Annotated in this window: 9 protein-coding genes and 1 pseudogene; 5 read left to right on the forward strand and 5 right to left on the reverse strand. The window is 39.2% G+C overall.

Translation table 11 applies throughout. The features are described from left to right. Window positions 1-33: 33 nt before the first annotated feature. Window positions 34-5,694: a helicase-like domain-containing protein gene (locus E4T88_RS16765; RefSeq protein ID WP_135107451.1), complete on the reverse strand. Its 5,661-nt coding sequence runs from the start codon at window positions 5,692-5,694 to the stop codon at window positions 34-36. After that, window positions 5,681-6,127 carry a DUF1896 family protein gene (locus tag E4T88_RS16770; protein WP_050701808.1) on the reverse strand — a complete coding sequence of 149 codons (447 nt, stop codon included), beginning with the start codon at window positions 6,125-6,127 and terminating at the stop codon, window positions 5,681-5,683. The genes E4T88_RS16765 and E4T88_RS16770 overlap by 14 nt, the downstream gene beginning before the upstream one ends. A gap of 337 nt (window positions 6,128-6,464) precedes the next feature. On the opposite strand from E4T88_RS16770, the gene E4T88_RS16775 reads away from it, so the two are divergent. Continuing rightward, complete coding sequence (locus E4T88_RS16775; RefSeq protein ID WP_050701807.1) at window positions 6,465-7,115, forward strand: GNAT family N-acetyltransferase; 651 nt, start codon at window positions 6,465-6,467, stop codon at window positions 7,113-7,115. Window position 7,116: 1 nt separating this feature from the next. Here the strand turns inward: E4T88_RS16775 and E4T88_RS16780 are convergent, their stop codons facing one another. Next, complete coding sequence (locus E4T88_RS16780) at window positions 7,117-9,225, reverse strand: type IA DNA topoisomerase (RefSeq protein WP_050701806.1); 2,109 nt, start codon at window positions 9,223-9,225, stop codon at window positions 7,117-7,119. A gap of 56 nt (window positions 9,226-9,281) precedes the next feature. Further along, window positions 9,282-10,844 (reverse strand): DUF3945 domain-containing protein, encoded by a 1,563-nt coding sequence (locus E4T88_RS16785; protein WP_050701805.1) that lies wholly within the window; start codon window positions 10,842-10,844, stop codon window positions 9,282-9,284. 259 nt (window positions 10,845-11,103) lie between these two features. On the opposite strand from E4T88_RS16785, the gene E4T88_RS16790 reads away from it, so the two are divergent. From E4T88_RS16790 to E4T88_RS16805, 4 genes are read left to right on the forward strand one after another with little or no spacing between them, the layout of a single operon-like run. After that, window positions 11,104-12,312 carry an SIR2 family protein gene (locus E4T88_RS16790; protein WP_135107453.1) on the forward strand — a complete coding sequence of 403 codons (1,209 nt, stop codon included), beginning with the start codon at window positions 11,104-11,106 and terminating at the stop codon, window positions 12,310-12,312. Continuing rightward, window positions 12,302-14,173 (forward strand): ATP-binding protein, encoded by a 1,872-nt coding sequence (locus E4T88_RS16795; protein WP_050701803.1) that lies wholly within the window; start codon window positions 12,302-12,304, stop codon window positions 14,171-14,173. Before E4T88_RS16790 ends, E4T88_RS16795 begins: the two co-directional genes overlap by 11 nt. Window positions 14,174-14,194: 21 nt before the next feature. Then, window positions 14,195-15,001: a TIGR02391 family protein gene (locus E4T88_RS16800; protein ID WP_050701802.1), complete on the forward strand. Its 807-nt coding sequence runs from the start codon at window positions 14,195-14,197 to the stop codon at window positions 14,999-15,001. Between the two features lie 6 nt (window positions 15,002-15,007). After that, window positions 15,008-16,378, forward strand: a complete 1,371-nt coding sequence (locus E4T88_RS16805) for an AbiH family protein (protein ID WP_082206689.1) — start codon at window positions 15,008-15,010, stop codon at window positions 16,376-16,378. A gap of 92 nt (window positions 16,379-16,470) precedes the next feature. Here E4T88_RS16805 and E4T88_RS18775 read toward each other — a convergent pair. Beyond that, a pseudogene (locus E4T88_RS18775) lies at window positions 16,471-16,668 on the reverse strand (hypothetical protein); the annotation flags it as partial. Window positions 16,669-16,801 lie beyond the last annotated feature (133 nt).

Here is a 16,801-nt window from a genome sequence, read left to right on the forward strand (position 1 = left end):
AAACGACCGCAGAAATTCTACAGTCGTCTTCATTTAGAGTTTCATACCTCTTCTCTCTTCCTTTGGTGGAGAACTACCCACCGATGCAATCACGAACCTGTCTCCCATAACTTCTTTCACTCCCTGCAAAGTATTCGGCATAGGGCCACCTTGATTCACTGTCGATTCTGGACTATTCTGAGCTTGAACCTGATTCTTTTCAGAAACATTTTCTTGTCCCTCACTTTGCTCGATAGGCTTCAGTGACAACTCTATCCTACGCTCCAAAGCAGTGAGTTCCGTTTTCAAGTCTTTGAGGTCATTCTCTTTCGCCCAGATGCCTTCCACGACCTGTCTGAGAACGGGTACATCCTGCATCCGCTTATCGGTGTCCGTTTGATACTTCTCCAATAGTTTAGGCATACTGTCAAGTGCATTCAGAAAGTTAAGCGAGGCGGTTTTTGGATCTGCCGCCAAACTTCCATAATTATAGTTATAAAGTATCTGCCCCTCGCCACGTATGAAAAATCGGTTTTGTATCAAGTCAAAACCATCTTTATTCGTAGTTTCGGATTTTACCAATAGATCAAAACCATACAACGAGCCGATTTTCTCGTGTGCCCCGTGTGTACGTGCCTTATCCGATATCTCGTTCAATTTCTTGCCGATAGCAACCGGATCGGCAGCTTGAAACCCATCCAATTTTACAGGATTGAGCCGTGTGCCATCGGGAGCAACCTGCACCCTACTATTAAAGGCTTCCACATCTTTGGAGATGCGATCAATATATCCTTTATTGGATTCAACCGTCTGCATGATATTCTCCAACTTGTATCGGCTCACTGATTTGCCACGAGTGAAAGCCTGCTTTTCACTGTCCAAAGCAGCAATCTTCTTCTCAATCCTTGCTTTTTCCAATAATTCGGTGTTACCTGACAGGATAGCTACATATTCAGAAAAATTCATACCGCTTTTCTCATCCATACTACCCTCGTCAATGGTTCGAGTACCCAAATTATTATTTTTAAGCTGTTTGATAAATAACTGCTTGTTGTGCAGTAAACCAAATTTGTACGCATCGAGTGATTTTTCTACGGCATATATTTTTACATCTACCTTATTATCAGCATAGAGTTTCGCTATTTCATTCCCTTTTCTTATAGCCCGTCCGTCGCGTTGCTCCAGATCTGACGGACGCCACGGTGCGTCAAGATGATGAATAGCCACCGCCCGCTTCTGAGCGTTTACGCCTGTTCCCAACATCTCGGTAGAGCCAAATAGTACACGGATTTTACCTTCATTCATATCCTTTATCATAGCTTTTCGTGCCCTCTCGCTGGTGGCTTCCTGAATAAATCTGACCTCGGATGCAGGGATGCCGTAATCTTCCACCAACTTACGTTTGATTTCGGTATAGGGACTCCATTGCCCCGGTTTGTAGGTTCCCAAATCCGAGAAAACGAACTGTGTTCCTTTCTGGGCATTGTACTTTTGATAATAGTCCGCTATCGAAGCGGCACAATGGCTGGCTTTGTTATCTATATGATCGCCATACTTATCGGGATCTATCATCCGCATATCAAGAGACATCTTTCGGGCATAGTCGGTTGCTATCAGCATCTTTGCTTTTTCTTCCCGTTCCGATAATGGTGCACGTCCCAAAAGAGTGGCATTGCCCGTTTTGGCGAACTCCATCAGCTTACCGATAAATTCCTGCTGGTCGGGTGTGGGTGGTATATTGTGCAGAATTTCGTTCTTTTCGGGACGATTAATACCAATATCCTGTGCGGTACGGTAATCGGTAATTTCGGAATAGAAAGAAGCCAGTTCCGGCACTTTGATAAAATAGCGGAAACGTTCTTTCTGCACGATCTGGTTGGTAACCGAAAACTCGTAATCTTTGGTTTTCTTGGCAAAGATAGCTGCCCAAGCATCGAAGGTATTGATGCCTTGTCTTTCCAATTCCCTGGGACGCAAATATTTGAATAACAGATATAATTCGGTCAATGAATTGGAGATCGTTGTTCCCGACGAATAAGTAGCCCCTAAATCCTTGCCTGTACGTTCCTGTATGGTACGCAAGGCAAAAAGCATATTGAGTGCCCTTTGTGAACCTTCGGTATTCCCCAAGCCTGCCACACGGTCATGACGGGTGGTAAAAGTCAGATTTTTAAATTTGTGAGATTCATCTACAAACAAGTGGTCTATACCGATCATCCGAAAATCAGACATATTATCCTTGCGATTCTCGATCTGGTGGGCTACCCCTTCCAATTTAGCTTCAAGATTGCTTTTGCGTTTCTCACAACCTTTGAGCATCCCTCTTGATACCTCTTTACCCTGTGAACGCAATACTTCAAGATTTTCCTCCACGCTATCGAGTTCTGCCTGCAAGATGTCCCGCTGTATCTCCGGGGATTGTGGTATCATCCCGAACTGTTCGTGTGTTAAAATAACAGCATCCCAATTGTTGTTTTTCATTTCGTTGAAAATACGATTGCGGTTCTGCGGTGTAAAATCTTCCTTACCCGGATAGAGTACCTTTGCATCAGGGTATGCCGTACAAAAAGTCTGTGCTATCTCGTGAACATTGGCTTTCAGTCCTGTGATAAGCGGTTTATTCACTAATCCGAGCCGTTTCATCTCCATTGCTCCACAGCACATAATCAGCGTTTTGCCACCTCCTACCTCATGGTCGATTATGCCACCACCATTCAGTTTAAGCATCCAGATGGCATCTTTCTGGCTTTTGTATAAGTCGGGAATACCTAAACCTTTTAGATCGAGTCCCGGAAAAGTCTGGTGCGAGCCATCGTATTCGGGACGTACAAAACAGTTGAACGTGCGGTTGTAGAGATCGGCAAGTCGGTCTTTAAATTCGGGTGTTTGCTCTCTAAGCCATTCCGAAAAGCCGTTACGCATTTCATCTATCTTGGTGTTAGCAAGCTGAATCGCTTCTCCGTCGCGTACTTTCGTATCTTTGCCATCGACTCTGACCGTTTTGGTAATATCGGGTGTGGTATCATGTAAGGCATGACGCATCAGAGCAATACCATCAAAGGTGCGACTTTCTCCCTTGACAGCATACTGATCACTGATCTTTGCATTTTTAGTGTTGGTATTTATGCTGAATTCATCTCGGCTCTGTGCATAATGTATATTGACGTCCGTTTCAAAGAGGTGTGAAGCAAAAGCAGCATAGATACCCGAAGGTATCCATCGTTCGCCAAAGTTGAAATCCAAATCGTCGAAAGCTATCGGTTTGGGTATGGCTTCCTGTAAAACAGTCAGAGATTCTTTGGCTGCTTTATGTTCTGGATTGCGGTCAATAAAGTTCTGCACCTCATCTGCTTTAGAGATAACATTGCCCGATATAAACTTGTCCGCTACTTCATAGCCTCCAACAAGAGGATTGAAATAGATTTTACCTTTCAGTTCGTCAAGTAATTCCTCTTTTGTTCCTCCGGTAAGTGAAACCATATAATCGGGGTTTACCGCCCCATATTTATTGAGACTGGAGACCAATGCTTCGTATGCATTATCCACTTTGAAAATCTCATTGGGATTGAAAGCTACGGGACGTTCAAAGATATCAGCCTTCATCGCTTTGCCCTCTTGGTAACGTTCCAACGAAAGTATTTCCCGTCCTGCGGCATCCATCTTGATAAGTTCGAGGTTCTTTGCATCGTTCAGGTTTCCGAATTTTTGTGTAAAATCATCATACAAGCGATTGAGCATTTGCCGTAACGCGGGATTCTCTTTCAGTGTATCGGCTTCGTTGTTGTACAGATGGTTGTAAGTATCGCGTATCTCGATATAGAGTGATGCCCGTTTTTGTTGATTCGGTGGCAATTCCAACGGATGAAACATCGGTTGATGTCCGTCCATATCCCGCAGGTAGCCGATACGATTATCCGCATCAGTAACTAATGAGCCATCCTTATAATGTTTCGGTAATCCATTTTCGGGTATTGGCATCGGGATGGGTTTCAATCGTTCCACCTTTTCCTTGTCCAAACGTTCTGCACGTTGTTCGGGTGTTTCAGTTGGTGTACTTGCTGTCGGACTTTTAGGTTGTACCTCCTTTTGCTGGCTGGCTTTAGGTTGTGTTATAGGCATACGGCGGCGGGAACGCTTCGGCTGTTTAATCTGGGAACGTTCTTCGGCTGAAAAACCAAACAAGTCGTACAAGGTAACAATCGGCTGTTGCTGCATATCAGGTGGCGGTACTTCCTTTTGTTCTATTACTTCTCCGGTATTCGTATTTACAAACAATCCGCTGGCTTCATCCTTGATGATTGTATCTTTTTTCTCTGTTGTTGGTACAGTCTTCGTCTCTTCTTTTGGAGTGGCAATGCGTGGTTCTACAACTGCTTTTCTCCCCTGCTCGGAGAGTTCCGCCCATGCTTTGCGGTTTCTGGCTTCTGTAAAGGGATGGAAAAGGACCAAATCTTCTTCAATAGGTTCATAAGCCGATTTAGGGCTTAGCTCCACCATATCCGAAACTGATATTTCCTGTATGTCTTTTACAACAGGCTGTTGTTCCTGTTTCTCCGGAGCATGGGACAAGTAGTGTTCCAGATCAAGGTGTTTGGAAAAATCTTCATTCAGCATTCGATACAGTGTAGCGGCAATAGCTTCCGTTCCACCGGAGTGAGTAAATTCCATTGCAGGTTTCCCGTAAGGGTCAGTACCTACTTTTACATCGGTCTGTATCACTCTGTCAAAATCTTTGAAGAGGTTATTTACTGATATACCGTTAGATAGTTTCCGGGATTCTATAAAATCCTGTTGTCTTTGACTCGGTAAAATAGTTGTATTCTTGCGTTGCAAGATAATCAGATCACTACCAACTTCTGTTCCTGCTTCTTCTGTAAACAGATTATTGGGCAGACGGATAGCCGATACGATATGACAACTGTTCATCAGGTGTTCACGAATGGGTTTGTTCTGCTCCGAGTTAAGTACGCTTTGCGAAGTGATAAAAGCGATCAATCCACCCTCACGGGCAGCCATCACACTCTTGGTGAAAAAATAATTATGAATTGCTTTTGTCGATTGGCTTACTGCGGGTATCTCATGTTTGGAAAGCAGAGGATCAAATACAGCCACATCCCCGAAAGGAATATTGGAGGCTATAACATCATAATGTTGTGAGTAGCGACCTTCCATCTTCTCATAGCCTTCAATCCGTATTTTATCCTGTGGGTGGAGGTGTGAGAGAATCTTACCCGTCAGCAGATCTTTTTCAAATCCTGTTACTTCTGCATCGGGAACGGTTTCTTTGAACGATGCTATAAATGCTCCGGCTCCCGCACTCGGTTCAAGAAAACGTTGAGGTTTGATACCACTGTTATTTAGCGCAAGTGCCAACGCATCAATAACAGGCTTGGGTGTATAGAAAGCGGTCAGCACTGAATTTTTAAGCGAACTTACATAACGTTTATATTCGGCATCGTCTTTCGCTCCATCCCGTAGGACTTGATGTAATTCAGTTACAAGTGGGAACAAATCATGCTCAGAGGTTTTCCAATATTGGATATCTTCCGATTTGGCAGCAGGATTCAACACGGCTTTTATCCCTCCGAAACCGGAATAGGCTGCCAGTTTTATTTTTTCATCATCGGTAGCCTGCCTTTTCTCTTTATCGAGAGCAAACGCAATGCGGATTGCCTCGATATTATCCCGAAGATGAGCTTTCTTATTGTAAGCCATTTTCGAGAAGTATTTGTATTTCGCCAGTCAGCTCCGTGTAAAACTGATTGTACTCTGGTGTATCGGCAAAATCGTCAGACAAGATGTATTTTTGAATCGTATCCGTAAGGCGGGATAATAGCTCCATTGCTATGCCTTCGGCTTGTGAAGGGTTTACTTCTTCGGAAAATTCTTCCCAGAGGATAGTTACAAGGGTTCGGTAAGTGGAGAAGATCAAGCCTTCGTATAAGACCTTTGAAGAGAATTCTTCTGCATAGTCATGGGTATGCCCTGCTTTTATAGCTTGGCTATACACTTCTGCTGCGGCATCACCACGTACAGCAATAAAGTCATTGTCAATTGCTTTGTCGGGGTGTGTATCACGTAGGTAGGACAATAGGGATAGTCGGAAATAGGACAGTTCTGTGACTGCCGTCTTTGGTTTTGTTGCCATATCATTGATTTTTTAGTGGGGGCGAAGACCCTTTTGTTATTGCTTTTGTGAGAGTTAGATATACCAATAGGCTTAGACCTAATGATATACCACAAAGCATTTTCTTTAGCTTATAGTTTGGGAAAGAAAAAGGCATCCGGAGCTTAGCCCCGGATGCCACCACTAAAAAATCAATGTTAAACGACTATTCCGAATCGTAGAACAAAGACCTTTCAGTGGCAAATATAGTGAAATTATTATTTCAATGGTCGCTTCTTTCTTGGTGTCATTGCGTATCCAATCACTTATATTTAAATTTGTATCATTAATTAAATCGTAATATCAATAAGCAATTGTCATGTCTTTACCTGATGTCCGAATAGATAAATTGAAAGAATCTGAATATGAAGAGGTCGCTGCTATTTTAGTAGATGCTTTTGAATCGAATCTTGCTTATGCTTCAATCTTCGTAAATAAGGATAAATTGCGAGACGGTTTGTTTTGGTTATTTAAGACCAATCTATACCTGATAAACAGAAGACAAGCTGTGACAAAAGTTGTTAGAATGAAAAATTCAATGGAAATAATAGGAGTATTTAGCTTATTACCTCCCAATGGAGTAAAATCTGAATTTCGTGATTATTTCAAGATCGGATTACCCCGATTTATTATGAATTTTGGATTCTCTGCTTTACGCACAATGCTTAAGATGGATTCTCTAAATAAACAGCTTCTGACAAATGCTATCGGAACCAATGAATATTATTATTTGTCGATGGTTGCTGTAAAAGGCAACTATCAGGGCTCCGGTATTGGTTCTTATATGATTGACGATTGCTTACAGAAATTGAGATCTATAAATCGAATATGCCATATTGTTGGTTTAACAACCCAACTTCCGGAAAACGTCACTTTTTATACCCGATTAGGATTCCAGAAATTGGATGAAGGTGAGATTCAACTGAAGAAGGGCTGTTATTACAACTATAATATGAAATTGGATCTATAATTTACTTCGAACGTTTCTTCTTGTGACCTTCTTTGCGTGTTGGAAACTCAAAAACCGTTTTGTAGTCCGCATCAAATTTTACGATGGCATCAAAGGTACTTCCGGTCTTAGAACTTACGAACCCTTTTATCAGTGCAGTCTTGCCATTTATCAAAAGATCATCGAGTTGTCCGTCCGTCAGTTCTTTCTTAGCAATGGTTTTAAATACGGCCAGTCCGCAATTTTCATCCTTACATTTTACCACTTTGGGATAAAATACCACCTGTCCGTTTTTACACTTAGGACAAGAACAAGTATTGTAATTATCCGTGCGTTCGATGACTGTAGAAAGCAGTTCCGTAGTTATCTGCGAGGCATAGATTTCTATTCCTTTGTGGAAGGTAACCGCATCCATATCTCCCGAAGCTATTTTGTTTAAGGCTTCCTCCCATTGTCCTGTCATAGCTACATCGGCTATCTTCTTGTCCTTGACCGCCAGATAGACCACCAGTCCTTTATTGGTCGGAACAAGAGATTTTTTCTCTCTGACGATATACTCACGGGAAAACAACGTTTCGATAATGGATGCACGGGTGGCAGGTGTTCCGATACCGCATTCTTTCATTGCCTCACGCTGTTGTTCGTCCTCCACCTCTTTGCCTGCTGACTCCATATAACTAAGCAAACTTGCCTCCGTATGCAATGGGCGGGGCTTCGTCTGCTTTTCTTGAATCTCGCAATCACGAACAAAAAGATTATCTCCCTCCAGAAGAACAGGTAAAGTGATGGAATCCTCTTCATCGTTTGGCTCGTCTTTAGTATCAAATACCGCCCTCCAGCCGGGGACGAGTGTAACGCTTCCTTTGCAGGAAAAGTGTACGCCATCGGTATCAAGTGATACGGTGGTGTTCTCTTTGATGCAACGTTCGCCAAAGGCTTCAAGCATACGTCCGGCAACCATATCGTAGATAAGCTGTTCGTCTTTGGGTAAATTGCCTGCCGGTTCTTCCGTGATAATCAGTGCATGGTGGTCGGTCACTTTAGCATCATTGACCGAACGGGTATTGAGTTTGGTATCAAATCGTCCATCAATATAGGACCTAAAAAGTGAGTGCGAACGAAGTGTAGCGATCAGGTGTGGTATTTCCTCCAGCACATCTTCGGAAATATAACGGCTCCCTGTTCGTGGATAGGAGATTTTTTTGGCTTCATACAGACTTTGAGCTATAGTCAGCGTCTTGTCCGCCGAGAAACCGTACTTGCTATTGGCTTCCTTTTGAAGTGAAGTAAGGTCATACAGCAAGGGTGGTTCTTGTTTGACTTCCTTTCGTTCTACTGCTGTAACGAGTATCTTTCCTGTGGCTTTTACCTTTGCTGTAATCTCTTCAGCCTGACTTTTGGTATCAAATTTATCTACTGAATGAGTCCAGAACGATGTTGCTTCTTTTTCTGCCTGCAATTTCAAGCGAAAATAGGTCTGTGATTTAAACTCTTTATTTTCCAGATACCGACTACAAATAATCGCCAATGTCGGGGTTTGTACCCTGCCAAGTGACCAAACACCATACCCTGCCGAGATTGAAAGAGCCTGACTGCTATTGATGCCTACGAGCCAGTCAGCGGTGCTGCGAGCTTTGGCGGAAGCGTACAGATTGTCATATTCAGCTCCGGGACGAAGGGTTTTAAAGCCGTCTTTAATGGCTCTGTCGGTAAGCGAGCTGATCCAAAGCCTTTCAAACGGAAGGGTGCATCCTATATATTCATATATATAGCGGAATATGAGTTCCCCTTCTCGTCCGGCATCAGTCGCCACAATTATAGATTCTCCACGATGGAATAACTCGCGGATAACCTTTAGTTGCTTCATCACTCCAGGATCATTCTTATACTCCTTCCCCTCTTTGACCTGTCGAGGCAAGAGTTTAAATTCTTTTGGGAGTATCGGTAGGTTCTCTTTTTGAAAGCCTGTGATACCGTAATGCTCCGGCATAGCGAGTCCGATCAGATGCCCGAAAGCCCACGTAACGGCATATCCATTACCTTCTATATAGGATTCTTTTTTATTGTTTGCTCCGACTATGGCTGCTATACTTTTAGCCACAGAGGGTTTTTCCGCTATTATTATTTTCATTGTAACATTGATTTTTTAGTGGTTGGGGTCGCAGACCCTTTTATTATTTTATATTTCTACATTTTTCGTCCTTTGCTTTTCTTCGGGGCAGCAGGAGATTGTTTTTGTTCCTGTTGCTGCTCCTTTTTCTCAACTTGCTTGGCGGTGGGCTGTGTCTGACCTTGCTTTAGCGGTTCTTTGGAATATTTAGTTGCCTCGTTGGTCTTGCCCTCATTATTGACAGCCACCTGAGTTTTACTCTCGGCAGCAGGAGTCACTTTCTGAGAATCCTTAGCAGCTTGCTTCGCTTCAATGGCTCGAACTTGATCGGGATGTTTCGAAGTATGGCGAACTTTATCTCTGCTCTCGTCAACCCATACCCATGCATTGTACTTCTGTCCTTTCTGATCGGTAGCTTCCACTTTTTGTGCTCCCGAAGCATCAGCTTGTTGTTGTTGTTTCGGACGGGATTGCATGCCCTCAACAAAGATTGGTTCTTTGTTACACAGCTTGGTAAACTCTTCTTTACTAAGCTGTATGCCACCTTGCTTAGAATAAATCCATACCTCATCAACTTTACGGGCTTTGGGTAATGGCTTTTCCTGTGCTTGTCCTTCACTCTGTTTGGCTTGTCGCTGTTCCTTGTGCTGTTGCCTTTGTTCGTCACTGAACTTAAAATCAAAATTCTTATTGACGGCATTGAACTGTACGAAGCGGTCTATCTTCTGTGGTTCTTCTCCCGGTTTTACCTTCTTATCCATGCCCTCAACCCATACGGCTTTACCTTCTCTCAATCCTTGTTGTTGTTCGGGAGAAAGAGGGGCATTTTTCAAGGTTTCGGGGATATTGATTTCGGAGATGGGGACAGCTTCGAGTCTATTCGTCATTTTGTCGAGAGATACAAGCGAAGGAATTTTCTCTCCTCCGGCTATGGGTTCTAATTCATAGACTCGTGCACCATGCCCTGTCTTTTGGAGTTGCTCTTTGTCCTGCTCGGAAAAGCTTATTCCCATGAATGGTTTGTCAAAATCGGGCTGTTCCTGTTTGGGATGGGTTACCAGCTTGATGCTACCATCCTCCTGTGGTTCCAATGATAAGCGAGCCTGCATCGGGAACTCATTACCGTCAATAGTCGGTTTGATATCGACCAATCCGGGTGACTTATGCCCATAAACCATTGCTTTGAGGGCATCTTGCAACTTCTCACCCGAAAGCCCCAGCTTCTCTGTATCTTTCCAATTGAGTTTATTGAGATCTAAGGGTTGAAACTGACCTGTTAGCTCAATATGTATCTTTACCTTACCATCAAACTTAAGGCGATACGGATCGAGAGCTTTATCGGTATGATCGATACGGATAAGTTTGTCAAGAAAAGCAGCTATTTTATCTACGGCTGACATCCCGACAGCATAAACCCCTGTATGTGACGGGTGATTGAACTGTGCCGACATCTTTTTGAAGAAATTTTCCAGAAAGTTGCTGTTGGTATCAACCTTTAAAAACTGGTCGGCATTCGCTTTGGTGGGTTCAACGGTTTTTAATTTACCGTCCTGCTCTCCTGTGATGACTTTTAATTTGCCATCTTCGCCTTGGGTCAGTAAGACTTTAGGCTCTTCGGATTTCACTTTGTTTTGATCCATAATAAATGATGTTTTTATTCTGCATTAACATTAATGCAAAGCGAAAATACATCTTACTAATAGACTGATTGCAAGGTTTTAAAAAGGTGGTAGCTTGTGTCTGGGGTTGTCTATGCGCAATTGGTGAATATGGTGTTTTTACCTCCTGTTCTTATTGTTTAAACTGAAAAATGTAAATAGACAAAACTATAGAGTCTTGCTTTCATATCTGTATCAGTAAAATACTCTATCTTTGTGATAATCCTATAAGTAACAAATAATGAAAATCGAAAAAATAAAAGAACTGATCCAATCCTGCAACATCAATTTCTTAATTGGTTCTGGCTTGTCACGTCCATATCTGAATACTTTAGGTGATATTGAAAACTGGCTAACAGAATTAAATAAAGAGGATAATAGTCCTCAAAAAGAGATTATACGAGCTTCAATATATGCGAAATATTTTACTGATGTAATTAAGCCGAATCTTCAGTCTGAGATTGACGATGATATCGTTGGTTATTCTGACGATGTGTTAGGGGTTTATCGGCAATTTTTAATTCTCTGGAATGATATTATTGTACGCAGAGCAAGCAGGCTGCACAATAAACAGATCAATATATTCAGTACTAACATCGACTTATTTGTTGAGCGTGCCGCAGAAAAAACAGGAATAGAGTTCAATGATGGTTTTAAAGGTCGAATAAATCCGGTCTTTGATGAAGGTAATTTTCAAAAATCATATACAAAAACAAGTACTCATTATCAAAACATATCGGAAATTCCTGTTTTCAACTTGCTAAAACTACATGGATCAATAGATTGGAAATCAATCGGAACAGATATAAAACAATTATCTCATGATAGTTTGTTAGAAAATGTGCAAGTGACAAATAAAGCCTTACAATCTATTAAGAAAGATGTACTTATAAAAATAGATAAAAAAGATACACTTGCAGAAATAGTTGCTAAAGCAAACTCGCTATCTAAAATAGATAAAAAAGCAATAAAACCATTTACTGACAGTTACGACAAGTTAGTTGTTATAAATCCGACCAAACAGAAATTTAAAGACACAGTTCTCGACCTGCATTTTTATGAACTGATGCGAATATATTCTAATGTATTAGAAAAAGAAAATTCGCTATTGTTTGTTATGGGATTTTCGTTTGCTGACGAACATATCTCTAAAATCACAATGCGAGTAGCTGACTCTAATCCAACATTATTGATTATTATATTCTCTTTTTCAGATGATGAAAAGAGTCAGTTTGAAGAATATCTTAAATTGAACAATGGGAAATCAAAAAACAATAACATTCTGATTGTTACTCCTTCAAATTTTATCGAAACTAATGCTGAAGGAGATAAAGACAAGTTAGCTAAGCTAAAAAAGAATGTGGTAAATTTTGATTTTAAGACCTTAAATGCAGAAGTGTTCGAACAAATCAGCAGGATGATCCCCATTAACAATAACAATGGACAATAGAGTTGATAATATATTACAGGAAAATTCTATTTTTAGGATTGGGACTGTCTTTTCTGTGGAAGGAAGAGAAGTTAAAGTTAAGGTTGATAAAGTAAAGAATGCTTCTCACTTGCTATATAAGGGAAGTCTAATTAAGAATGTATCTGTTGGGGGGTATGTAAAAATAGAAAAAGGCTTTATTTCAATCATTGCTAAAATTGAAGGGGAATCTATTAAAGAAGAAAAGCTGCCGTTTATACAAGAGTATGGAAAAGAAGAAAATAAAATAAACAGAATCCTCAATGCTAAACTGCTTGGATATATTGAAAATGCAAAGTTTGAGCGGGGTATAAAAGAACTGCCACTCATAGATAATGAGTGTTTTCTGCTAAATAGTGAAGAGTTTAAACAAATTCACCAATTTGTTAAACAGGATGACAAACCTATTCAAATAGGCACTCTTGCTTTAGAGAGGGGGCAGGAAATATATGTTGGTGTTAATAGCCTATTCTCCAGTCATATCGGGATATTTGGAAATACGGGAAGTGGTAAGTCTTATACATTGGCTAAAATATATAGGCAACTATTTAGGGCATTTGAAGATCAGGATAAGTTTAAGAGAAATGCGCGATTTCTGCTTTTTGATTTTAATGGTGAATATAATGGTGACAATGTAATTATAAGCAATAAAAAAGTCTATAACTTATCAACGAAGGATAGTACAGGAAAAGACAAACTTCCTTTTTTTGAAAATGACTTATTAGATAAGAACTTGTTTTCCATACTGGCAAGTGCATCAGAAAAAACACAACAACCATTCATTGGGCGAACCCTCGAATTTTATAAAAAAGTTATGGGTGTAAATGATTCTTTAGGCTACTTTCATAATATTCTGAGAAAGCGAATAGAGGAAATTTTATGTATGTCAGACAAGGTACAGTCTAAATTACTATTGGATTACATAGAACAGATTTTACCTAAATACATTAATAAAGATGGTGAGGAGGGTAGATTAATTGACGATTTTGCGTGGAGACCAGATAAATTCTGTTATTACTTGGGAGATTTTAATAATTACCAATGTTTTATTGAAAATAGAAACTTTGTAAAAGAAACCAAACTTTATAAACAGGTTGAACAGTATGAATTTGAATCTGATTTCATTTCAAGAATCATACACTTTCTATATCTTCAACTCATTCATGACGTGCTAACCAATAGGGCTAATAACGAGCATATTGCCCCTGCTATAAACAAATTAAAGAGTTTCCAAAAAGATATTGCTAAAGTTATAGAAATCAAGGATAGTGCTATTGACTTTTGGGATAATGATTATTTGGCTGTTATAAATCTCAATGAAGCAAATATCAATATAAAGAAATTGATACCGCTCCTTATTTCTCACAAATTATACTCAGAACACAAAAATCATAAGACTGACAATGAATTAGAAAAGTCATTGAATATCATTATTGATGAGGCACATAATATTTTATCCTATGAATCTCTTCGGGAAAGCGAATCATGGAAAGATTATAGATTGGAAACATTTGAAGAAATAATTAAAGAAGGACGAAAATTTGGAGTTTTTCTCACTATTGCAAGCCAAAGACCGTCTGATATATCCACTACTATTATTTCTCAACTTCATAATTATTTTATTCACAGGCTCGTAAATAATAAAGATTTAGATATGGTCGAAAAGGCTATCTCATACCTAGATCAAGTGTCAACGGAGGCCTTACCTATATTGGGAACGGGAATGTGTATTTTGTCTGGTCAATTGGTTCAAATGCCTGTAATAATATCAATCGACACCATTGAAAGCCAACATAAACCCAATAATGAAACAATCAATTTATTGAAAAACTGGGAAGATTAATTCATTATACATTAGTAGATTATGGCAATACTGAGAAATTGTTTTACACAACCGACGTTAGAAGGCATTTCTAAAATTCTTGGAGATACAAGTTCAGGTTTGACTGGTAGTGAAATACAACACCTATTGGCACAAAGTAAAATAGCCGATGCATCGCCCACTTCAACTAAATGGAAAAGGATATACGATGCTTTTGCTATTTATCAAAATGAGAATCGATGTTCAAATCACATATTGAACTTTATCGGACTCGCATTAGCTCCTGCAAAATATGTCAATAACCCAGAAGTCTTTGCTGAAAAAAGAAATCAAATCAACCAACAATTAAGCTTTATTGGATATCAACTGAATGAAAATGGAAAGTTTAGCGAGATAAAACAGGCATCTACAATTTCAGAAGCTCAAAGAAAAGCAGACGATTTGAAAACAAAATTAGAGCAAAGGAAGGCGCATCGAGAAATTTTCAATTATTGTAAGGAAGAATTATTAGCTGAAAACTATTTTCATTCTGTATTGGAAGCTGCAAAAAGTGTGTTTGATAGAATAAGAGAAATATCCGAAGTTCGAGAAGATGGTGGGAAATTGGTTGATTCTGTGTTTGGAGGCGATTCTCCAATTCTCATAATCAATAATTTCGTGTCAGAAAGTGAAAAATCAGAACATAAAGGTTTTTCTAATTTGTTGAAAGGGTTGTATGGAATGTTTAGAAACCCAACAGCTCATGAAGTTAAAATAAAATGGGAAATAAATGAAGAAGATGCATTAGATATAATGTCCTTAATTTCTTATTGTCACAAAAGGATTGATAATATACATAAAATACGATAAAATATAATGAATCGAATAATACTTATTGGTAATGGTTTTGATCTTGCACACGGGATGAAAACAGGATATGGGAACTTCGTAGAGTGGTTATGGGAGGACTTACTTACCGATAACTTTGAAAGACCAAGTTATAAAGATCAGATTGTTGTCGATAAACGAAAAATGATTCGATTTAGAGCTTTTCTTTATGATGCAAAATTAAGAGAAAAGGGTTATCCTAGAATTTATGATGATAAAAAATTCCCAATTTCAAAGCTCCTCCATTTTGTTTTTGCTCTTGATAATAATAATGATCTAGATGTCGGTTATCATGATACCCCATTCGTTTTTTCTGAATATTTCGAAAAAGGAACAAACGACTTATTGATAAGTATAACACGAAATTATGTAGATAAAGGATGGTCAGATGTTGAGCAAGCTTATTATGATAAACTGCTTGAATTTAATAATGATGAAGAGTCTATAATTAATCTAAACCGAGAATTTCAGCAAATAGAACAAGCTCTTATTGAATATCTATTAACCTTGCCCAAACCATCTAAAGTAGAAGGGATGAGTGATATTATACTAGCCCCAATACTCGGTCGTGATATAAAAGAGCTTTACAAGAAAGACTTCAAAGATGATTTGACCTCTAAAATTATCAATTTCATGAATACACCGGAAAGAAAAATTTGGTTAGAGGAACGATCATCACTAGCCCAAAAATTTAGATTAGGTGGTACATATGAAGGATTTAAAGACTTTAAAGATTGGTTTATAGATTATCTCTCTAAAATGACAAGTAAAGAGGTGAATACTGATGTAAGTGATTTGATATCTGAACTATTATCCCCAGATAAAACCACTTTTCTGACATTTAACTATACAGATACAGAGGAGCTATATAGATTTGAACACCAGAGCCCAATCTCAGTCTCATTTAATTCATCCTCAACAATTCATATACACGGAAAACTAAATGATCCATCTAATCCTATAATATTCGGGTATGGGGATGAATATGATGACGAATATAAAAAACTAGAAAAGTCAAAAATCCCTCATGTATTAGATAATATAAAATCAATGAAATATCTGGAAACAAATAATTATCGAAAGTTAGAATCATTGATAAATGCTGCACCTTATCAAGTTTATATTATGGGGCATTCATGTGCTTTGTCAGACAACACTTTGTTGCGAACTCTATTTGAACATGAAAATTGTGTGTCGATAAAACCTTATTATTATCAGAATGAAAAAGGATGGGATAATTATGGAGATATAATTCAAGCTTTATCCCGATGTTTTACGGATAAAAGTAAGTTGAGAAGTGTTGTTGTGAATAAAACATTTTGTGAACTATTGCCTCAAAATAAAAGATCGTTTAGTTAACAAAAAAACAAACACCCAATTTTATATATTGAATGTTTGTTTTTTACTATTTAATTATTATCACATTTTGTACACCGAACGGCTCTTATCGTTTACTCCTCCTTCGGCAACAAATGTCGCAGATTCTCATCATAGCGAATTCTCTCCAATTCCTCAACTACAATCTGTTTCGCCTCAGCTTTGATGCGGTCATAATTTTCTTTAATCATTTCCTTCATACGGTCTACTCCGTTCTCATCTACAAAGTTAGTGATGACAGGTATTTTCTTGTACGCTTTAGTTTCGGTAGCTACACGTGGAAAATCCAGTTCAGATTGCCCCCTTTTGCCAAGTCTAAATTGACCCCTGAAAAAACTTTATTATTACCCCTAAAATATCCTGGTCGACGGGGTCATTTTTATTTTAGCTTTACTTGTTTTTGTT

The sequence above is a fragment of the Dysgonomonas mossii genome (assembly GCF_004569505.1).
Lineage (GTDB): Bacteria > Bacteroidota > Bacteroidia > Bacteroidales > Dysgonomonadaceae > Dysgonomonas.

Coding starts and splice junctions, on each gene's coding strand:
- E4T88_RS16790 (WP_135107453.1), top strand. CDS start 11,104: ATGAAAATCGAAAAAATAAAAGAACTGATCCAATCCTGCAACATCAAT.
- E4T88_RS16770 (WP_050701808.1), bottom strand. CDS start 6,127: ATGGCAACAAAACCAAAGACGGCAGTCACAGAACTGTCCTATTTCCGA.
- E4T88_RS16805 (WP_082206689.1), top strand. CDS start 15,008: ATGAATCGAATAATACTTATTGGTAATGGTTTTGATCTTGCACACGGG.
- E4T88_RS16765 (WP_135107451.1), bottom strand. CDS start 5,694: ATGGCTTACAATAAGAAAGCTCATCTTCGGGATAATATCGAGGCAATC.
- E4T88_RS16775 (WP_050701807.1), top strand. CDS start 6,465: ATGTCTTTACCTGATGTCCGAATAGATAAATTGAAAGAATCTGAATAT.
- E4T88_RS16785 (WP_050701805.1), bottom strand. CDS start 10,844: ATGGATCAAAACAAAGTGAAATCCGAAGAGCCTAAAGTCTTACTGACC.
- E4T88_RS16780 (WP_050701806.1), bottom strand. CDS start 9,225: ATGAAAATAATAATAGCGGAAAAACCCTCTGTGGCTAAAAGTATAGCA.
- E4T88_RS16800 (WP_050701802.1), top strand. CDS start 14,195: ATGGCAATACTGAGAAATTGTTTTACACAACCGACGTTAGAAGGCATT.
- E4T88_RS16795 (WP_050701803.1), top strand. CDS start 12,302: ATGGACAATAGAGTTGATAATATATTACAGGAAAATTCTATTTTTAGG.